Genomic DNA, 20,571 nt, shown 5'->3' with positions numbered 1-20,571 from the left:
CCTGCGGGAAGAGAGAGGGGGGGGGTGGGGGGGGGGTGGGGGGGGGGGGGGGGGAGGGGGGGGGGGGGGGGGGGGACCCGGGACAAGGGGGGGGGGGGTGGGGCGCTAGGGGAGGGTTGCACACCCGGCCCCCGCCGCCCGTCCGGCGCGTGCGGCGCGGACTGTGGCGGCGGCGTGCGGTGCGGGGCTCACGTCAGGTCGTGTCCCCGCCGGGCGTACGCCGTCCATCGCGCCGGGGCGAGAACCGCTCGCTCGGCGTAGGGGTGGTCGTGGTCCGTCCGGCGTATCGAGTCGCGGGAAGGCGGCGGCGCCTGGCGGGCGCGGGTGAGCGGGGGCGACGGGGTGCTGCCGCGCCAGCTCGTTCGAGTGTCGGGGAGCGATCGGCCCTGAGGTGGGAGAGGTGTTGGCGGCGGTCGTCGCAGGGGTGGGCGTCGTGATGGGGAGTCGGGGATCGCCGGCGGCGCCGTGGGAGGTGCCGCCCACGGCGCTGAGGCAGTGGGGGAGGGCATGTCGAGTCGGCCCCGCGGCTGCGGCAGGATCCGCCGGGCAGATGCCAGGGCGGTCCGGTGGGGACGGGCGCCGTTCACAGGGCGTGCGGGACCCGGCGGGCGCGTCCGCGCAGGCCCACGGACGTGATGATCTCGACCACGCCGACGGCGACCAGCCAGCAGCCGCCGACCAGCATGAGGACGGCCGCCGACTCCACCGGCGCGTCGATCAGGACGATGCCGGCGACGACGGTGACGGCGCCGAGGAAGATGTGCCAGCCGCGCGCGGGCATCGCCGGGTCGTGGACGGCGGCCACGATCTGTGTGACGCCGCGGAACAGCCAGCCGATGCCGATCCACAGCGCGAGCAGCAGCACCGACTGCAGGGGGCCGCGGAAGCAGAACAGGCCCAGCAGGATCGACACGGCGCCGCTGATGAAGGCGAGGACCCGCAGCGAGGTCGTCCGGTGCGTACCGAAGGCGGCGGCCAGTTGGAGGACGCCGCTGACGACGAGGTAGAGGCCGAAGAGCACACCGGCGGCGAGCAGCGACGCGCCCGGCCAGACCAGGACCAGCACGCCCAGGACGAGGGAGGCGATGCCGGTGAGCAGCACGGTCTGCCATGCGGCGCGGGACAGCGAGTGCAGGGGGCCCTCGAAGGCGGGTTCGGGCTCGGGTTTGTGCTCGTGCTCGTGCTCGTGCCGTGCGGCGGTCGGGTGGTGGGTTTCGGTGCCGGTCCGGGCGTGGATCCCGCGGTCGTCGTACGGGTGCCCTCCGGGGGTGCCGGTGGGGGGCTCGGTCATGCTCCATGCTGGGAGCGGCGTTGGTGGGGGCGCCAGCTGGGGTGGGCCAGTGGGTTGACGGGGCGGGGTTCATTGGGCGGTTCACGGGGCGCCCGGCGTGGGTGGGGTCGGGGCCGGTGTGACAGGGCGCCCGGCGTTGGTGTGGGCCGGGGGTGGGTGTCGCGGGCCGGCGCTGGCCGGGTGCCGCTGCGCCCACCCGTGCCGCCCCAGCGGCACGACTGCCCGCAGCTGGGGCGGCGCGACTGCCTGCAGCTGGGGCGGCGCGACTGCCTGCAGCTGGGGCGGCGCGACTGCCCGCAGCTGGGGCGGGGGGCTGCCCGCAGCGGGGCGGGGGCTGCCTGCTACTTGCCGGCGGCCTTCGCCGCCTTCGCCGCTGCCTTCATTTCCTGTTTGTGGGCGCGGACCTTGGTCAGGGACTCCGGGCCGGTGATGTCGGCGACGGAGCGGAAGGAGCCGGGTTCGCCGTAGGGGCCGGCGGCCTCGCGCCAGCCGTCCGGGTGGACGCCGAGCTGCTTGCCGAGCAGGGCGAGGAAGATCTGGGCCTTCTGCTTGCCGAAGCCCGGCAGGTCCTGGAGCCGCTTCAGGAGCTCCTTGCCGGTCCCGACGCCCCGCCAGACGGCCTCGGCGTCACCGTCGTAGGTGTCGACGAGGTACCGGCACAGCTGCTGGACGCGGCCCGCCATCGAGCCGGGGTAGCGGTGCACGGCCGGCTTGTCGGAGAGCAGGGCGGCGAACGCCTCCGGGTCGTGGGCGGCGATGTCGTGCGCGTCCAGGTCCTCCGCGCCCATGCGCCGGGCGATGGTCGACGGGCCCTTGAACGCCCACTCCATGGGGACTTGCTGGTCGAGCAGCATGCCGACCAGCGCGGCGAGCGGGCTGCGGCCGAGGAGCTCGTCGGCCTCGGGGTCCTGGGCGAGGTGAAGGGTGACGTCCATGCCCCCGATGATCGCGCGTGCGGGCTCAGGTCGCGCGCCAGTACCCCAGCGCGTTCACCCGCTGCTTGGGCAGCCCCAGCTCCTTGCGGGCGTACGAGGCCAGCGCCCGGGTCGTCGCCGTGTCGCAGGCGACCCAGACGAACGGCTCGGGAGTCGACCGCAGCAGCTCCGGCAGCGCCTCCTTCACCTGTGCGACGAGGTGGGCGCCCCCGTCGCGGCGCGGCACCGTGCGGACCTCGTGGCGGTCGGGGTCGGTGCGGAAGGGCAGGCCGTCGGTGTCGGTGCCGCCGTCCTCGAACCAGATCGTCGCGGGGACCGGGCCCAGCGCGTCGAGGAGGGAGTTGAGGGCGGGCAGGGACGCCGGGTCCGCGACCGCGAAGACCCGGGACGGGACCGGCTCCGGGACCTCGAAGCCGGTGCCCTGGACCGTCGCATCGATGGTGTCGCCGGGCTTCGCCGCCCGCGCCCAGTCGCTCGCGCACCCCTCGTGCAGGGCGAACTCCATGCCGAAGGTGCCGCCCGCCGGGTTCGGGTCGACCAGCGTGTACGCCCGCTGGTGCGGCTTGCCCGCATTGTCGAACCACAGCCGCACCCACATCGTGGGGTGGACGCCGGTCGCCGCGAGCATGCCGCCGTCACTCAGGCGCAGCCTCCGGAAGTCCGGCGTCACGTCCTCCGCGTCCGTCACGGTGAACTCGAAGTCCTTCGCACGCATCAGCTTGAGGACCGCGCCCTCCCAACCCCGCCCCTGCCCCATCGTTTCTTCACCCTTCACGTACTATTCGGCCACGACATAAGACTTAGGTGAGCCTAACCTAAAGGAAAGTGGGGGCACAGGGGTGAGCGCCGAGATCTACCGCGACGCCTGGGGAATCCCGCACCTGCGCGCGGACAGTGTGGACGAACTCGCCCGCGCCCAGGGCCGGGTGACCGCCCGTGACCGGGCCTGGCAACTGGAGGTCGAACGCCACCGCGCGCAGGGCACCTCCGCGTCCTTCCTCGGGTCCGGAGCCCTGTCCTGGGACCGGCTCGCCAGGCGGGCGCGGCTCGCGGACACCGCCCGCCGCTGCTTCACCGCGCTGGAGGAGAAGGACCCGGAGACGGCCGCATGGGTACGGGCGTACGTCGACGGTGTCAACGAGGGGCTGGCCGAAAACGGATCCGCCGCTCCCGAGTTCGCGCGCGCCGGTGTCGCCCCCGGCCGCTGGGAGCCCTGGACCCCGCTCGGAGTCTGGCTCGCCACGCACATCCTCTTCGCGGGCTTCCCCGCCAAGCTCTGGCGCGAGCACATCACCGCGCACCTCGGCCCGGACGCCGTCGCCCTCTTCGCCGCCGACGGACCCGGCACCGCCGGCAGCAACGGCTGGCTGGTGAGCGGCGAGCGGGACCACCACCGGGCAGGCGGTCATCGCGGGCGACCCGCACCGCTTCATCGAGGATCCCGGCGTCTACCAGCAGATCCACCTCTCCTGCCCGGAGTTCGACGTCGTCGGACTCGCCGTGCCCGGCGTCCCCGGCATCGCCCACTTCGGGCACACCGGCACGGTCGCCTGGGCCATCACCAACGCCATGGCCGACTACCAGGACCTGTACCGCGAACGCCTGCGCCGCACCGGCGCCGGCGTCGAGGCCCTCGGCCCCGACGGCACCTGGCACCGCGCCGCCCGGCACACGGAGACCATTCGGGTCGCGAGCGGTGAGGAGGGGCAGGAGGGGGAGGAGATCGTCGAGGTCGAGGTCATCGAGACCGACCGGGGGCCGGTGATCGCGGGCGGACCCGAGGGCCTCGACGACGGCACCCCCACCGCCCTCAGCCTGCGTTACCCGCCCCGAGTCACCGCCGACCTCGGCTTCGGCGCCCTGCTGCCGCTGCTGCGGGCCCGCCGGGTCGCCGACGTGGACCGCGCCCTGGACACGTGGGCCGAGCCGGTCAACGTCGTGCAGGCCGCCGACACCGAGGGCGGGCTGCTGCACCGGGTGGCGGGGCGCGTGCCGGTGCGGTCCGCCGCGGGCGGCCTGCGTCCGGTGCCCGCCTGGGAACCCGGCCACGAGTGGCAGGGCCGGCACACCCCGCCCCGCGCCGGGCTCGCAGACGGCGTCGCCGTGATGGCCAATCAGCGCGGCCCGGCCGCCCCGCTCGGCGTCGAGTTCGCCCCGCCGCACCGCGCCGACCGCATCGCCGCCCTCCTCGCCGGGAAGGAGCGCTGGTCGGCCGCCGACATGCCCGCCATCCACACGGACACCCACCTCGCCTCGGCCGGCCCCCTCCTGGACCACCTGACAGCCCTGGACGACCTGACCCCCGAGGCCGCCGCCCTCCGCGACCGCCTCCTGTCCTGGGACCGGCGCATGGACGCCGACAGCACCGACGCGGCGGCGTACGCGGCCGTACGCGGAGCGGTCGTACGGCGGTTGGCGGCGGACCCGGTCCTCGCCCCGGCGTCCGTGCCGCCCGCGTACCCCGAGGTGCTGATGCCGTGGCTCGCGCTCGTGCCGCGCGTCGGCTACGCCCTCGAACACCTGCTGCGCGCCGAGGACCTGTACGGCATCGACCGCGCCGGGGCCGTCCGCGCCGCGCTGGAGGAGGTGGCCGCCCGGCCGCCCGCCGGCACCTGGGGCGACACCCACCGCCTCGCCCCCTGGCGGGCGCTGCCGGACACCTCTCACGGGGAGGAGCCCGGCCTGTCCGGCGACCACGACTGCGTGCTGTGCACCTCCGCCGTCCCCGGCCTCACCGACCGCGCCGCACGCGGCCCCGCCGCCCGGTACGTCTGGGACCTGGCCGACCGGCAGGACAGCCGCTGGGTGGTGCCCCTCGGCGCCTCCGGCGTCCCCGGCTCGCCCCACCACCGCGACCAGCGGCCCCTGTGGCTCGACGGCGAACTCGCCCCCGTCGTAACCGACTTCGACCGGCTCACGAAGGAAACCGATGTCTGAGCAGCACGCGTCCCCGTACGCCTCCCGCGCCGCCGTCCACGAGCAGGAACTCGACGGCTTCGGCACCGTCCGCGTACTCCCGCTCGACGCCGCCGCGGACGCCGCCGTGATCCACCGCTGGGTGAGCGAGCAGCGGGCCGCCTTCTGGGGCATGAACGGCCTCACGCCGGACCAGGTCGCCGGTATCTACGCCCACATGGACACGCTGGACACCCACCACGCCTTCCTGGTGGTCAAGGACGGCGAGCCGGTCGCGCTGCTCCAGACCTACGACCCCGAGGCCGACCGGGTGAGCGAGTGCTACGACGTCGAACCCGGCGACATCGGCGTCCACCTGCTGCTCGCGCCCGCCGGGACCGAGGGCGCGCGGCCCGGCTGGACCGCCGCGCTGGCGGGGTCCCTCATGGCGTACGTCCTGCTGGGACTGGACCGCAAGCGGCTCGTGGTCGACCCGGACGTGGACAACGAGAAGGCGATCGCGCGCTTCCTCAAGCAGGGCTTCACCGCCGGACCGGCGGTCGTGCTGCCGGAGATCGACCTGCCGGACGTGTACCTGCCGGAGAAGAAGGCGCAACTCGCGTTCCTCCGCAGGGAGGTAGCGTTCGGCGGGTGACTTCCCCGCCGACCGCCGAGGACCTGATCGCACATTACGGACTGGAGCCCATCCCGCGTGAGGGCGGTCTGTTCCGGCGCACCTGGGCCGGGCCCGAGCGCCCGGACGGACGCCCGGCGGGCTCGGCCATCGTCGCCCTGCTGACCGCCCGTCCGGGTGACTTCTCCGCCCTGCACCGCCTGCCCGCCGACGAGGTCTGGCACCTCTACCTCGGCGATCCGCTGGAGCTGCTGCTCCTCGACCCGGACGGCGGCGTCCGTACGGCCGTGCTGGGACCGGACGTCCTCGGCGGGCAGCACGTGCAGTTCACCGTCCCCGCCGGGACCTGGATGGGCGGCCGGGTGGCGGCGGGCGGCGCGTGGTCGCTCTTCGGATGCACGATGGCGCCCGGATTCACCTACGGGGACTACGAGCACGGCGACGCGGCCCACCTCACGGCGCGCTATCCGGCGGCGGCCGGGCGGATCGTGGAACTGTGCCGCCCATGAACCTGCTCGACGGTCAGGTGGCGCTCGTGACGGGCGCGGGCGGCGGCATCGGACGGGGCGTCGCGCTGCGGTTCGCGGAGGAGGGCGCGGCGGTCGCGGTGCACTGCCGTACGGCGGTGGAGGTGGCGCGGGACGTGGCCGCGCGGATCCGGGAGCGCGGCGGCCGGGCGGTCGTACTGCGGGCCGACCTCACCGACGAGGACGCCTGCCGGCGCCTGGTGGAGGAGGCCGCCGACTGGGGCGGTGGACGCGGGGGACGGCTGACGGCGCTGGTCAACAACGCGGGCGTGCAGCCGCTGCGGGAGCTGGCCGGCATGCCGGCCGCCGAGTGGCGGGCGGTGGTGGACACCAACCTCACCAGCGTCTTCGCGTGCACGCAGGCCGCCGCCCGCATCATGCGCGCCCAGGACGACGGCGGCACGGTCACCCACATCGCCTCGATCGAGGCGCACGCCCCCGCACCCGCCCACGCGCACTACAGCGCCTCCAAGGCGGCGGTCGTGATGCACGCCCGTTCCGCGGCGCTGGAGTACGGCCCCTGGGGAGTCAGGGTCAACACCGTCTCGCCCGGCCTCGTCGACCGGGACGGGCTCGCCGAGGCCTGGCCGGACGGCGTACGGCGATGGCGGGAGGCGGCGCCCACGGGACGGCTCGGGCGGCCGGAGGACGTGGGCGACGCGTGCGTGTTCCTCGCGTCGCGGCTGGCGTCCTGGGTCACCGGCCACGACCTCGTGGTCGACGGCGGGGTGACGGCACGCCCGTCGTGGTGAGGACCCGACCGGGCCATCGGTGAGCGGTATGGCGCCCGCGTCCGTACGTATCCCCGAGGCAGTGGGTCCCGACGACGGAGATGCGACGTGAGGTGTGGTGGCGGTGCGCGCGCTGGAGGCCGGGAGCGAGGAGGCCGTCGAAGGGGACGGGACCGGGACCGGTGGGGAGTCCGGGGGCTGGCGCTGCTGGGCGCCGCGCTGGTCCTGCTCGTCCTCGGCGGCGCGGGACCGGCGTCCGCCCACGCCGCCCTCCGCTCCACCGACCCCGAGGACGGCACCGTCCTCCAACGGGCCCCGCGCCACGTCACCCTGACCTTCACCGAGTCCGTCGGCCTGCGCGACGACTCCTTCCGCGTCCTCGACCCCGGCGGCCACCGGGTGCGCACGGGGGAGGCCGGACGCGCGGACGGCCGTTCCGACACGGCGCGCGTGGCACTGTCGGGCGAGCTCGGCGAGGGCACGTACACCGTGGCCTGGCGGGTGGTCTCGGCCGACAGCCACCCCGTCTCCGGCGCCTTCACCTTCTCGGTCGGCAAGCCCTCCGTGACGACCGCGTCCGTGGACACCGGCCCCACCGAGGACCCGCTGACCGCCGCCCTCCACAAGATCGCCCGCTACCTCGCCTACCTCGCCGCCGCCCTGCTCATCGGCACGGCCGCCTTCGTCGCCCTGTGCCGCCCGCCGGACCCGGCCCCGCTGCGCCGGCCACTGGTGACGGCCTGGTGGACCCTGTTGGCGGCCACCGTCGCCCTGCTGGTGCTGCGGGCTCCGTACGAGGCGGGGACAGGGCCGTCGGCGGCCCTCGACGCCGACGCGCTCGGCGGCACCCTCACGAGCCGGCCCGGCGTGCTGCTGCTGGCCAGGCTGGCGCTGCTCATGCTGGTCGCGCTCTTCCTCGGCCGCATGGCCCGCGGGGACCGGTACCGGCACCGGGAGCGCGCCCCGCTCGCCGCCGCGGTGGGCGCCGTGCCGGCCGTCGGCCTCGCCCTGACCTGGGCCGCCGCCGAGCACGCTTCCGCGGGGATCCAGGTGCCGGTGGCGGTGACGTCGTCCGTGCTGCACCTGCTCGCCACGGCGGTCTGGCTCGGCGGTCTCGTGGCCCTGCTCGCCACCCTGCGCTCCTCCCCGGACGCCGCCACGGTCGCCCGCTTCTCCCGGACCGCCTTCGCCTCCGTGACCGTCCTGGTCGTCACCGGCGTCTACCAGTCCTGGCGCGGCCTCGGCTCCTGGCCGGCGCTCACGGAGACGACGTACGGCAGGCTGCTGCTCGCCAAACTGGCCGGGGTGGCCGTGCTGTTGGCCGCGGCGGCGGTCTCGCGGCGGTGGACGGCCGCGTGGGTGACGGCGGGGGTGGGTGCGGGTGCGGGTGCGGTGGGCGCGGTGGATGCGGTGGGTGCGGAGACGGCCGGGCGCGGGCGCGTACGTGAGCGGGTGCCGGAGCGGGTGGGCGGGCCTCCGGCGCGGGCGTCGGAGCCGTCCCAGTCGGGGGCGTCCGCGTCGGAGAAGTCCGGGCCGGGGCTGTCCGAGTCGGGGTCGTGCGGGCCGACGTCCTCCGGGTCGGGGTCGTGCGGGCCGACGTCCTCCGGGTCGGGGTCGTGCGGGCCGACGTCCTCCGAGCCGGGGCCGTCCGAGTCGGAGTCGTCCGCGTCGCAGACGTCCGCCGTCGGGGACGCCCGTCGTCGTGGGCTGCGCCGGTCCGTCCTGGTCGAGGCCGGTGTCGCGGCCGTCGTGCTGGTGGTCACGACCGTGCTCACCAGCACCCAGCCGGGGCGGGCGGCGGACGAGGCGGCACGGGCCGTACCGGCGGGCGGGGTGCTGCCCGCGTCCGTCACCACGATCCCCTTCGACGTCGGCGCCTCCGGCCGGGGCACCGTCCAGATCACCCTGGACCCCGGCCGCACCGGCGACAACGCCGTGCAGGCCGTCGTCTTCGGCCCCGACGGCAGCCTGGCCGCCATACCCGAACTGCGTCTCTCCTTCACCCTCCCCGACCGGGGCATCGGCCCGATCGACGCGGAACTCGTCGACCGGGGCGGCTACTGGAGCGCCAACTCCCTCACCCTCCCCCTCCCCGGCACCTGGACGATGAAGACGACGGTCCGGGTGTCGGAGATCGACCAGGTGAGCGAGACGAGGCGGATACGGATCGAGCGGTGACGGTCAGGCGAAGAACAGGACGATGCCGAGGAGTACGACGATCAGTCCCGCGCCGGCTCCCATCACGCAACCGGGCTTGTTCAGCTGCTCGGTGAGCCGGGCCGTGAAGTCGGGCCGTTCCGGTGTGGGCGCGGAGGGGGCCCGCAGGGTCGGTGCCGGCGCCGCCGTGGCCGGCGGAGGGAGGGCGGCGGAGGGCCCGCCGTTCCGTCTCAGCGCGTCGCCCACGATCTGCTGCCACAGCACGGGCGGCAGGTCGGGGGCCTGGCCGTTCGCGGGCGCGACGATGGCCTTGTGGAGCCAGTTGCCCGCCGTGGGGCTGGGGTCCCGGAGCATGCGGTGCAGCAGTTCCCGCAGGTCGAACAGGTAGCGCTCGTCGCGGGCCAGGGGAGCGACGGCCCAGGTGAAGAGGCCGGCCGCGCGGTCCGCCATCGCCGTCCTCGACACGGGTGCCCCGGGCTGCCCGTTCGGCGTCCAGTACAGGTTCTTGCGGAGCACCAGCTCACACAGCGCGTGCCGCGTCGCGTCCCGGCGTGTCCGGATCCGGTGGGGTGCGCCCAGCTCGTCGAGCAGGAGGTCCACGGCGTCCGGCGGCAGGTCCTCGGAGCGCAGCTCCTCCAGCAGGAACTCGTCGGGCTGTGCGCGCAGTTCCGTCCGCAGGACCTCGCGGCGGAGGGAGTCATTGTGCTGGGCGGCGGCCTCCCGCAGTTCCCGGCGCAACGCGGATGTGTCGCGATCGGGGGCGGGGGCCGGGGCGGGGTGCGGGTCCCTGTACTCCGTGTACGGGGGTCCGGAGTTCGGCGCGGGGGCGAGCGGGGCCGCGTTCCACTCCTGGTCGGTTTCCGGTGCCGGTGCCGGAGTCGGCGACGCAAGGCCGGGGTGACTCGGGTGGCTCGGGGCCGGGTACGGGTCCGGGCGGTGCGTGCCGGTCCGGTCGGGGCCGAGGAGCTCCCGTAGCCGTACGCTGCGCCGCGTCCAGTCCCACGTCGCCCCGTCGGCGAAGTCGTCGACCAGCTGCGGCACACCTGCGGGTGCTTCTGGATGCAGGTGCGCGAGGAGGTGGTCCACCAGCCGGTCCGCCACCAGGTGTTCGACACCGGGTCCGGACACCGGGTGGCCGGTCACCCGGGCCAGCGGGCCGGGGCCGCCGGTGTCCGGCTCCCAGCGCGGGACGGACATCAGCAGCAGCGGATGGGTGTCCACCGCGTCGTAGGTCGCGAACGTCCACTCCCGTCCCAGCCAGTGCCCGAAGATCAGGAACAGCCCCAGGTAGACCAGCGAGGCCTCGTCCCGCTCCGGCGGGCCGGGCAGCCGCTCCCCGGGCTCCGTACGCAGCGACACCCGCTGGGCGGGATCGCGCAGCCACTCCGCGGTGACCACGGCCAGCGTGTCCCGGACCGTCGGCAACCGCTCCAGCATCTCCGGCAGCCGTTTGCGCGCCACCCGGTCGAGATCCGCGCAGTCGACCTCCTCCTGCCGGCCGGACGCCGTCCGGGCGGCCTTCCGGGTCCCCCAGCCGGCGTACGCGAGTGCGAGGCACTGCCGCGTCTTCAGGGTGCCCGGCCGGCCGACCAGCACATGGCTGACCGTGCTGGGCCGGCCACCCGGGTCGGTGGTGGGCCAGCGGCGGACCAGCATGACGTCCCCGTCGCGGGACAGGGTGCGCACGGTGCTCGGCCGCGAGGCGGCGGCGCCGGACACCCACAGCAACGGGCCCAGCTCCCGGCCCAGTTCCTCGGCGCGCTCGGCCGTGCAGGAACGGGCGACGGCGTTCATGCCGGTGCCCTGCCGCCCGTGGTTGCCGTCCCACCGGAAGACGACCTGCTGCACCGTGTCGGTGCCACCGCCCGGCCCGCGCGGGGCGGCCGCCTCCCCACGGCCCTGGTTTCCGCTCTGCACGTCGCTCATTTCCGCTCCCCTCCTTGGGCGTCCTCCACCGGCACCGCCTCGAACGCGGGCGTCTCACCCAGGGCGAACGTCTCGGCGCCGCCCGGCACGTCGATGAGCCCGTGCATCGCGAGCAGCGACAGCAGGGGCTCAAGCACCCTCCTCGGCCCGGCCCCGGCCGGGTAGCGGCCGTGGTCCTCCTGGCCGCCGGTGGCGGAGGCGACGTGCAGGGTGCAGCGGCGGATCGCGTCGAAGGGACGCAGCCACGCCTGGCCGGCGTGCCGGTGCAGCAGCCGGTGCACGTCCCGGCTCTCCTCCCGCATCAGCGCGGGGTCCAGGGAGGCGGCCGGCGGCCGGTCCAGCCACCGGTCGAGGGGCGGCTGGAACCTGAGCAGGTCCGCCTTGCCGAGCACCATCGCGGCCGCCACGTCCAGGTAGGGGCCGTTCTTCGGGAGACGGTCCAGGACGGTGCCGAAGGCGAGGTCGCCGTCCCGGTTCACCTCCACCCCCAGGCGTTCCCTGGCGTGGTCCAGATGCGGCAGCGGCAGGGCCAGCGCCGGGTCGACCACGAAGACCAGCGCGTCGATGCCGAGGAGGAACCGCAGCGCGGAGTCGGTCCGTACGAGGTCCTCGCCACCGAGGTCGAAGAAGGCGACCGGCCGCACCCGTCCCCGGGCGTCGGTGAGCAGCAGGGACTCCACGAACCGGGCGAAGCCGTCCAGGCCGACGCCGGGGGTGTGGTCCAGGACCCTGCCGTTGCGCAGGGGCTGCACCCACTCCCGTACGAAACGGGCGTGCTGTTCCGGGTTGACGGACTGCCACTTGAGGCCGAACGGCTCCAGTCCGCCGTCGGTGACCGCCGCGATCATCTGGGTCAGCAGATGGCTCTTGCCGGTGGAGGACTGGCCGACCATCGCGACGGTCAGCGGCCGTCCGTAGGTGAGGTACGGCACCGGGATGTAGTGCTCGGGGAAGTCCGGGTCGGCCGTGCACTTCTGGACGGCACCGCGCATGACGTCCTGCCGGCGCAGGGGGTTGCCGATGCCCGTGGGGTCCAGCGGCCGGTACTGCATCCTGCTGTCGGTGACGTACAGCGCCGTGAGGTCGAGCCGGATGGTCTCCAGGCAGTACGGGCAGAGCACCCCGCCGTCGCCCTCCCCGGCCGCCGCTCCCGGCTCGGACCCCGAAGGGGCGGCGGGCGCCAGGCGCTTGAGCCGCAGCGCCTGCTCGAAGGCGTCCGCGTCGTCCTCCCGGCGGGTACGCGGCTCGGCGGCGGGGGCGGCGAGCGCGGCGCGGCGGGCGGCGCCCGGCGCCAACAGGTCGAGCAGTTCGGCGGGCGTCGGCCGGTCGGCCGCCCGGGGGGCGAACGCGTCGCGCAGCGTCCGGGCCAGCATCCGGTGCTCGTCGAGGTCGGCGGGCGCCCGGTCGGCGTGGCCGGGTCTGCCGGTCACGAGCTGGTAGAGCACCTGGGCCGCGCTCCACACCGCGTCCCGGGAGTCGGTGAGCCCCTCGCCCCGGCGCTGTTCGGGCGAGCAGTAGGGCGACCGGCCCCAGGGCCGCCTCGGACGTCCGGCACGGGCCACCCCCTCCAGCCCCCAGAGCTGGGCCGAGGAGCCGTCCCACAGCACGGTGGCGGGCGAGACGCCGCACGGCACCAGGCCCTGGCGGTCCAGCAGGTACAGGGCGAGCAGCAGGTCCCGGGTGAGGCTCCGCTGATCGGTCGCGGACATCACATGGGTCCGTGCCGCGGCGGTGCCGCGCGGTGCCGCGTACAGCAGGAACGGCTCCGCCGCGTCCAGGTCGTAGCCGATGATCCGGGGGAAGAGGGCCGCGTACTCGGTGTCGTCGAGCGCCCGGTACAGGGACAGGGCGGTGCCCGCCTCCGTGTCCAGCAGCTCACGCGCTCCCGGGTTGGCGGCGTCGGCCGTGGCCAGCCGTACCTGCACGCACTGCTGTCCCTCGTCGTCGAGCAGGCCGTTGCGGACCAGTTGGGGCAGCAGGGGATCCCGGCGGGACTCGGGCCCCAGGCGCACGGGGGCGACGCGCCGCCGCCCCGAGGGCGTGGTGAACGCGAGCGTGGCAGCCCGCGGGCCGCCTTGCCCCGCCGTGTGCCGGTGGGTGGTGCTGGTCACCGGAGATCGCCGTCCCCTCGCTCGTATCGCTCGTACGGGCCGGCCGGGCCGGCCGCGTCGGCCTGGTCCGCCGGGCCCGCCGGGTCGTATGGGTCGGCCCGGTCGTACGTGTCCGCCCGGTCGTTCGTGTCCGCCCGGTCGTACGTGTCCGCCCGGTCGTTCGTGTCCGCCCGGTCGTACATGTCGGTCCGGTCGTACGTCTGATGGCGGCCGTCCGCGCGCTCGTACCTGTCCGGCTCGTCGTACCGGCCGGTCCGGTCGTACGCGTCCGGCTCGTCGTACGAGGCGGCCCGGTCGTACGGGTTACGCGCGCCGTACGGGGTCCGCGCGCCGTACGAGTCGGGCCGTCCGTACGTGTCCGTGCCGTCCGGGCCGGTGTTCTGGCGGGGGCGGACGGTGTCCACGACGCCCATCCGCAGGGGGGTGAGCCGCAGCAGGCCGGCGTAGCGTCCCGAGGACGTCCACAGCACCGCTCCCGGCTGCGTCGAGCCGCTCGCCTCCCAGGCCTTCTCGATCTCGTCCCGCACCGCCCGCGGGGCGAACCTGATCCACACCGCGGCGGCCGGGTCGCGGCTGAGCAGTGTGCCCTGCTCGGGCGAGGAGAGCTGCACCACCGCCTGCCGGTCCGCCTCCGTGCCGACGAGTTCCGCGAGGCCCCGCGGGTCGGTGCCGAGCAGGCTCGCCGAGGTGGCGCGGACCCGGCGGGCGGCGGCGAACGGGGGCGGCGCCAGCACGCCGTTGTGCCGCAGGTGCCGGCGGGCCGCCGACAGCAGTTCGCGCACCCGTTCCTCGGTGCGGCGGAGGGCGAGTGCGCCGGCCTGGCCGCGCTCCACGGCACCCCAGTACGGCCCCATCGCCACCAGGGCGGCGTCCGTCAGGTCGGCGGCGAGTGTGGCGACCAGTTCCGGGCCGCCCTCGCCGTTCTCCCGGTCCAGCCAGCGCGGCGCGCCCGCGGCGCGGTCCTCCCACGGGGCCCCGGCCGGCCGTTCTCCGGCGGGTTCGTCCCACGCGGGCTGCCCGTCGCGCCGGGCGTACGCGCTCGCCCAGTCGGTGTCGTCGTCGCCGGCGAAGGCGTCGGTCTCCAGGACCGAGGTGCTGGAGAGCCAGTCGTCCTCGGCGAGCGTCCCGGCGCCGTCCCCGCCGCCGTCCCCGCCGTCGAACCCGCCGCCGGTCACGGGCCGTTCCGGCTCGGGCACCGCCTCGGCCTCCGCGGCGGCGGCCGTGGCCCGCAGCATGCCGGCGACGGACCGGGCCGCGTCCGCGCAGTACAGGCGTTCCTCCACGGCCCAGTGCTCGCGGACCGCCTCGGCGAGCAGCGCGTCGAGTTCGTCCAGGGCGCGGCGGAGGGCGTCGGTGGCATGGCCCGGAGCCCAGGAGCCGGCCGCCGCGCGCCAGAGCCGCCGTACCGTCTCGGCCGCGACACCGAGGGCGACCAGCAGGGTCACGGTGCTCAGCCAGCGCGGGGCATCGGCCCCGTACGCCAGTGCCGCGCCGGCCGCGGCGCCGGTGAAGGCCGCGACCCGGGGGGCCACGGCCCAGCGGCCGGTACGTCCGGTGTCCCGCAACCGGGCGGTACCGAGCACCGCCATGCCGACGAACAGCAGCGGGACGGCGAGCGCCAGCGCGAGCAACGGCCCCTGCCACAGCGCGCCGAGCAGCCCCGCCGCGGCCGCCGCCGCCGGACCGGCGACGGCCGCGACGTCACCGCGGTCCCGCGCCCCGCCCCCGTCACCGGCGGGATCCGTCACGTCACCGGACGGGCAGGCGGCGAGCCTCGGCAGCAGTGCCGTGCCCGGTACCGGCTCCACCCGCCCGGCGAGGCCGGTGAAACGCTGGGCCACCGACCGCAGGGTCAGGCCCTGGCCCAGCAGTTTCCCGGCGAACTCCTTGAGGCCCTCGCCGATCCGCTCGCCCGTGCCCTCCGCCGAGGGCACCCGCAGCCCGAGGGCCGCGAGCCGGGCCGACGCCTCGGCCGCGGACGCCGTCGCACCGCCGCCGCGCAGGGCGGCGCCCACCAGTTCGCGGTAGGAGTCGAGGTCGTGGCGCGCCTGGTCCACGTCCGCCTCGAACGCCTCCCGGCGGGCGGGCCGCAACAGCCCCGGCAGGGACCCCAGCCCGGCCAGCGCGTCCTCGGCCCGTTCGACGGAGTCCGCGCACGCGCGGTACGCGTCGTCCGCCACTCCGCCCGGATCGCGGTGCCGCTGGTCGCGGGCGCCCCGGCCCGTCACCAGGCCCCGCAGGGGCTCCGGCAGGTCGGCTCCCGACGAGGCGGTGGCCAGTACGTCCGGCGCGAGTTCGGTGTCCTCGCCGGCGAACCGGGCGAGCGCGTCCCGCCAGGCCCGGTCCCGCACCTCCGGCGGCAGGTCCTGCTCCAGCAGCCGGACGCCGGGCGCGGCGACGGCGTCGGGCAGCGCCTCCAGGCGTTCGAGGACCGTCAGATAGACGTCCGGGACCGACAGCACGTCGACCAGGACCGCGAGCGCGTCCGGGTCGTCGGGCCTGGGCTGCTCCAGCGCCGTGCGGGCGGAACGCAGGTCGCCCGCCCACAGCAGCGCGCAGCCCGAGGCGCGCAGCACCGCGGGCCGCACCAGCCGGCGGTCGGGCTGGAACGCCTCGCTCTCACCCGCGTACGAGCCCGGCGCGCTGCCCACCAGGAGGACCAGGATCCTGACCTCGCCCACCGCGCGGTAGCCGGTGAGCAGTTCGTACTGCGGCTGGTGGTCGGTGAGTCCGGCCGGGGTGTCGACGACCAGGAACAGGGGGTCGTCCGGTTCCGGCAGACCGGCCCGGCCCAGCTGCCGGGCGACCCTGGCGCGCAGGGCCGACGGGGTGTCGAGCTCCGCCGCACCCGTGCGCAGGTCCAGGTGGATGACGGCGTCGAACTCCTCGGGCGTGCTCACTGGGCGTCACCGTCCCAGGGGTTGCGGCGGTCACGGTCACGGTCACGGTCGTGGGCGTCGGTGTCCGCCGGCTCGTCCCACGGCGCCCGGGGGCGCTCGGCACCGTCCCCGGCGGCGACGCGGTCGTCCCCGTCGCGGTCCGGGCCGTGGGGGTGGCGGTCGCCGACCCGTGAACCGTTGGCACCACTTCGCCGCGTGCCCCAGCCGTCCGGCTCCTCGCCCGCGCCCCCACCGCCGTACGGGACGTCGCGGTCGCTCGCGGGTGCGCGGCGCGCCGTTTCGTCGTACCGGTCACCGCGGCCGGTGCCGTACGAGTCGTCGTCGTGAGCCTCCGCGGGTGTACGGCGGGGCGCTGTGCCGTAGTCGTCGGCGGGTGTGCGGCGGGGGCGTTCGCCCCGGTCGGTGCCGTACGGGTCGTGGTCGTCGGCGGGTGTGCGGCCGGGTCCCGCGTCGTAGGTGTCGGCCGGTGCGCGTCGCGGGCGTTCACCGCGTCCCGTGTCGTACGGGTCGTCGTGGTTGCCCGCGGGTGCGCGGCGGGGCCCGGCGTCGTAGGCGTCGGCCGGTGCGCGGCCGGGTCCCGCGTCGTAGGCGTCGGCCGGTGCGCGGCGGGGGCGTTCGCCCCGGTCGGTGCCGTACGGGTCGTGGTCGTCCGCAGATGAGCGGCGGGCTCCGGCGTCGTAGGCGTCGGTGGGTGCGCGGCGGGCCCCGGCGTCGTAGTCGTCCGCAGGCGTGCGGCGGGGCTCCGCGTCGTAGGCGTCGGCAGGTGCGCGGCCGGGCCCCGCGTCGTAGGTGTCGGCCGGTGCGCGGCGCGGGCGTTCACCGCGTCCGGTGCCGTACCGGTCGTCGTGGCCGTCGGCAGGTGTGCGGCCCGTCCCGTAGTCGTCCGCGGTCGTGCGGCGAGGCCGCTCGGCGTGGTCGTCCGCCGGGGTCCCGTGCCGTGCCCCGGTGTTGCTCTCCGTGCGGTAGGAGGCGAAGGACTCGCGCGGTGCCGTGCCCCAGTCGTCGTCATCGTGGGTGGCCCGCCGGGAGGCCGGCAGGTCGTCGGCGACGCGGGACCGTACCGTGCCGAAGCGGACGTGCTCCAGCAGCGTGCGCAGGGTCGGCTGGACGGCGCGCTGGTCGCCGAACTCGGTGTCCAGCGCGGCCGGCAGCGTCTCCGCCCAGAACTCCCACAGCGGCCGGACCCAGCCCTCGACCCGCTCACCGCCGCGCTCCCGGCGGTCCGCCAGCAGCTCCAGCTGGCGCGGGGCGATCTTCTCGACCAGCTCGACGAAGAGCGGGTGCGGATCGCTGCCCGCCCGCGCGAGCCCGGCCGGCTGCGCCCCCATCAGCTCGCGGCAGTAGTCCTCCACGGTCCGCTCGTCGTCGAGGACCGTCCACCGTTCGTACGAGCGCAGCAGCTCCGCCCAACTCGACACGCCGCCGGGGAAGTCCCCCAACCGCAGCCGCACGCCCGGGGCATGGGCGCCCTCCTCGGCGAAGAGCCGCAGCCGGATACGGGCGGGCGAGGCGTCGTCGCCGTCCACCACGTCCACCTGGCCGTTCCACATGCAGCACAGCAGCCGGTGCAGGATGGTGCGCCGGTCGTCCTCGCTGCTCACCATCCAGCTGTCCCGGAAGCCGAGCCGCTGGCGCCAGCGCAGCACGTCGTGGGCCTGCTCGGAGTCCTTGGCGCGGGCCCACTGGCGCAGCACCTTGCGGGCTTCGGGCACCTGCGTGAGGCTCATCTCGCTGCGGAAGAGGACCACGGTGACCGAGTCGCTCTCCACACCCCGGTACTCCACGGAGTTCTTGGCGTCCGACGGCAGCCGCAGCGTCTTGCCCAGGTACTCCTGCACCTCCTCCACCGCCTGCACCCGCGGATACGTCACCAGCGCCCGCAGCGGCCCGGTCCCCTCCGGGGTGAAGCCCACCGGCAGCAGCCCGGTCAGCTTCCGGCCGAACAGGTCCAGCGCCTCCTTGCTCACCTGGTCGGTGGCGCCCTGGTCGCCCGCGGCGGCGGCCAGCAGCGTGCTCATGGCCGGCAGCAGCGGGCGCTCCTCCAGACGTTCACCGCTCTCCGCGAACAGCCGCGTGATGCGGCCCTCCAGCAGCGCCTTGACGGTCGCCACCGCGCCCTCGGGGTTGCGGCGGCTGACCGCGTGGACCGTGCGCCAGGTGTCCCCGCCGACCAGCCGGAGCAGCAGCGCCGCCTCGTCGTCGGTCTCCCGCAGGCCCTCCCGGCGGATCAGCCGGGTGACGACGTCCTCGTAGAAGTGGTTGAGGGTGCGCTGCGGCGGCAGCAGGTACGAGATGCCCGTGCGGTCCTCGTAGAGTTCCAGGCCCTTCTGCTGGGACACCTTGCGTTCCTGGTCGCTGTGCCTGCGGAAGGCGTTCACCAGGCGTCCGAGGTCGGCTCCGGCGGTGTCCGCCTGGGACTGCCAGTGCTGCTGCTGCTCGCGCCACGCCTCGTGCCACACCGTCCGGCAGCGCCACCGGTACCAGTCGTCCTGCTCCTGGACGGCCGCCTGGACGTCCTCGTCGCCCCAGCGGGCCGGGGACATGCCGGCCAGCCGGCCCTTGATCCGCGGGGCCTTGGGCGGCTGCTCGGTCACGCCGGGCGGACGCTGCGGGGCGCGGGACCGGTTGTCCAGCATGCCGAGGAAACCGAGCCGGGTGATCGGCTCGTCGCTGTCCGGGACGCCCCGCACGACCCGCTCGGCGAGGAACGGGTCCACGGTCTGCAGCAGTTTGTCGATGGCGGGACGCGGCGCGAACCGGTCGGCCATCACGGCGGCCTGGCGTTCGGCGTCGATCCGCAGGTCGGACAGCAGCCGCTGCATGTCCGAGATCCGCTCGCCCAGGGCCTGTTCGATGCTCTTGCCACCGCGCGGCAACGGATCCGGCTCGGGCACGTCCAGTTGCCTGCGCTCCCAGAGCTCCTCCAGATGGGAGTCGGCGAACAACTGGCGGATCATCGGCACCGAGCTGTCCCGCTGCATCGCGCGCGGCCGCTCCACGAGATCCGTGACCGCCTCCCGCAGCAGCCGGCCGGCCACCAGGTCGGCCAACTGGTCCATCGGCGCGGTCATGGACGCCACCAGGCTGGTGGAGACGCCCTGGCGCCCGATGCCGGTGGGGGACAGGGCGCTGCGGTGCACGCCGCGGTTGATGAAGCTGGCGGCGAAGGTCTGGTAGTCGTCGTCGGCCGCCATCGTGCGGCCCTTGGAGCGGCCGTCGCCGAGTTCGGTGCCGATCAGCGACATCACCAGCGACACGATGGAACGGCGCAGGTCGTCCGCGCGGATGCCGGCCGTCGGGCTGAACAGGAACGCCGTCGGCAGGATGCCGGTGCGCAGCCGGATCGGCATGGTGCCCGGGTAGCGGACGCCCATCCCGGCGTCGTGGTCGAGGTCGCCGATCTCCGCGCCCTCGGTCGGCGCGTTCTGCCCGTCGACCAGCCGGAACAGGTCCACCAGCGCGCGGGCGGCGTTGAGGTCCGCCTCGCGCCCGCCGCCGGAGGCCGCGGAGAACGACGACGGCATCACGACCAGCGGGTAGATCTTCACCCCGTCGAACCGGCGCAGCTGGAAGGCGTGGTTGATCAGGTGCAGGTAGTCCAGGAAGATGCCGGCGCCGGTGCCGCCCGCCACCGAGAACGCGACGAACACGTCGCAGCCGTTGGTCTTGCCGCCGCCGAACTCGCTCAGCCCGCCCGCCGACTTGGCGATCAGGTCGATCGCCTGGAGCAGCGGTTCGAGGACCGGGCCGAGGCCGTGCCGGAGGGTGGCGTACAGCGCCGCGCGGCCGACGGTGGGCAGCTGGCCGGCGCCGTTGTGCAGCGGGGTGACCTTGGGCTCGTCGATGCGCGGCGGCAGCCAGTCGGCCACCTCCTCGCGCATGCTCGCCCGGAGCATCTTGGTGACCTCGGGCGAGGCGTCGAAGTTCGGCAGCAGGTTGTGGGTGGCCCGGGAGGTGCGGGCGTACGCGGCCCGCAGTGACGGGTCCACGTTGAACTGCGGCAGCCGCTGGAGGTCGCTCTCGCTGTAGTCCGCGTACACGAACTGGAGGCCGTCGGGCAGCTGGTAGGGCGCGTAGCCGTTCAGCCCGGTGAGCGCCAGGCCGTCCGGTCCGCACAGTTCGGCACGCAGTCTGCGTTCCAGTTCGGCGCCGACCAGGCCGCCGGTGCCGCCCAGGCCGACGAAGAGCATCGGCTGGAAGATCTTCATGGGTTCCTCCCCGCTGGCGGCCGTCGCGGGCCGCAGGTTCGTGCTCGGTACGTCCGTGAAGTGCGCGTGGCGTGCATGGCGTGCGTTGCTTTGCGTGGTGCACGCGGTGCAGGTGGTGCGCGCGTGGTGCACGCGGTGCAGGTGGTGCGCGTGGCGGGCGGGGGGGGGGGGGGGGGGGGGGAGGGGGGGCCTCCGGGGCCCAAGGGGGGGGGTGGGGGGGGGGCACGGGGTGCAGGTGGGAGGTTCGTTTCTTCCT

11 protein-coding genes and 1 pseudogene are annotated in these 20,571 nt (G+C 75.4%); 5 read left to right on the top strand and 7 right to left on the bottom strand.

The features are described from left to right. Positions 1 to 583: 583 nt before the first annotated feature. From ACFCZF_RS12010 to ACFCZF_RS12000, 3 genes are all read right to left on the bottom strand, one after another. Positions 584 to 1,291 carry an HdeD family acid-resistance protein gene (locus tag ACFCZF_RS12010; protein ID WP_376671570.1) on the bottom strand — a complete coding sequence of 236 codons (708 nt, stop codon included), beginning with the start codon at positions 1,289 to 1,291 and terminating at the stop codon, positions 584 to 586. Between the two features lie 341 nt (positions 1,292 to 1,632). Continuing rightward, positions 1,633 to 2,226, bottom strand: a complete 594-nt coding sequence (locus tag ACFCZF_RS12005) for an HhH-GPD-type base excision DNA repair protein (RefSeq protein WP_376671569.1) — start codon at positions 2,224 to 2,226, stop codon at positions 1,633 to 1,635. Positions 2,227 to 2,251: 25 nt separating this feature from the next. Beyond that, positions 2,252 to 2,983, bottom strand: a complete 732-nt coding sequence (locus tag ACFCZF_RS12000) for a siderophore-interacting protein (protein WP_376671568.1) — start codon at positions 2,981 to 2,983, stop codon at positions 2,252 to 2,254. Between the two features lie 82 nt (positions 2,984 to 3,065). Between ACFCZF_RS12000 and ACFCZF_RS11995 the strand changes: the two are divergent. The 5 genes and pseudogenes from ACFCZF_RS11995 to ACFCZF_RS11975 all read left to right on the top strand — a co-directional run bounded on the left by ACFCZF_RS11995 (position 3,066) and on the right by ACFCZF_RS11975 (position 9,191). Then, positions 3,066 to 5,163 (top strand): annotated as a pseudogene (locus tag ACFCZF_RS11995) (penicillin acylase family protein). Continuing rightward, the gene (locus ACFCZF_RS11990; protein ID WP_376671567.1) at positions 5,156 to 5,776 is read left to right on the top strand and encodes a GNAT family N-acetyltransferase; all 621 of its coding nucleotides are present in this window, start codon (positions 5,156 to 5,158) and stop codon (positions 5,774 to 5,776) included. The pseudogene ACFCZF_RS11995 and the gene ACFCZF_RS11990 overlap by 8 nt, the downstream one beginning before the upstream one ends. Next, on the top strand, positions 5,773 to 6,264 hold the full coding sequence (locus ACFCZF_RS11985) for a cupin domain-containing protein (RefSeq protein ID WP_376671566.1): 492 nt from the start codon (positions 5,773 to 5,775) through the stop codon (positions 6,262 to 6,264). Before ACFCZF_RS11990 ends, ACFCZF_RS11985 begins: the two co-directional genes overlap by 4 nt. Beyond that, entirely contained in the window at positions 6,261 to 7,034 is a 774-nt protein-coding gene (locus ACFCZF_RS11980) for an SDR family NAD(P)-dependent oxidoreductase (RefSeq protein ID WP_376671565.1), read from the top strand. The genes ACFCZF_RS11985 and ACFCZF_RS11980 overlap by 4 nt, the downstream gene beginning before the upstream one ends. A 177-nt stretch (positions 7,035 to 7,211) precedes the next feature. Next, positions 7,212 to 9,191, top strand: coding sequence for a copper resistance CopC/CopD family protein (locus ACFCZF_RS11975; protein WP_376671665.1), 1,980 nt, complete (start codon positions 7,212 to 7,214; stop codon positions 9,189 to 9,191). 3 nt (positions 9,192 to 9,194) lie between these two features. Here ACFCZF_RS11975 and ACFCZF_RS11970 read toward each other — a convergent pair whose 3' ends face one another. From ACFCZF_RS11970 to ACFCZF_RS11955, 4 genes are read right to left on the bottom strand one after another with little or no spacing between them, the layout of a single operon-like run. Further along, the gene (locus tag ACFCZF_RS11970; protein WP_376671564.1) at positions 9,195 to 11,096 is read right to left on the bottom strand and encodes a hypothetical protein; all 1,902 of its coding nucleotides are present in this window, start codon (positions 11,094 to 11,096) and stop codon (positions 9,195 to 9,197) included. Then, the gene (locus tag ACFCZF_RS11965; protein ID WP_376671563.1) at positions 11,093 to 13,207 is read right to left on the bottom strand and encodes a hypothetical protein; all 2,115 of its coding nucleotides are present in this window, start codon (positions 13,205 to 13,207) and stop codon (positions 11,093 to 11,095) included. Before ACFCZF_RS11965 ends, ACFCZF_RS11970 begins: the two co-directional genes overlap by 4 nt. Further along, the gene (locus ACFCZF_RS11960) at positions 13,204 to 16,107 is read right to left on the bottom strand and encodes a hypothetical protein (protein WP_376671562.1); all 2,904 of its coding nucleotides are present in this window, start codon (positions 16,105 to 16,107) and stop codon (positions 13,204 to 13,206) included. The genes ACFCZF_RS11965 and ACFCZF_RS11960 overlap by 4 nt, the downstream gene beginning before the upstream one ends. Beyond that, positions 16,104 to 20,315, bottom strand: coding sequence for a tubulin-like doman-containing protein (locus ACFCZF_RS11955; RefSeq protein WP_376671561.1), 4,212 nt, complete (start codon positions 20,313 to 20,315; stop codon positions 16,104 to 16,106). The genes ACFCZF_RS11960 and ACFCZF_RS11955 overlap by 4 nt, the downstream gene beginning before the upstream one ends. Between the last annotated feature and the right edge of the window lie 256 nt (positions 20,316 to 20,571).

Origin of the sequence: Streptomyces sp. NPDC056296 (assembly GCF_042268605.1) — a bacterium.
GTDB lineage: Bacteria > Actinomycetota > Actinomycetes > Streptomycetales > Streptomycetaceae > Streptomyces.
Note: the sequence above shows the minus strand (reverse complement) of the source record. Positions and strands in the feature narration are given on the sequence as shown.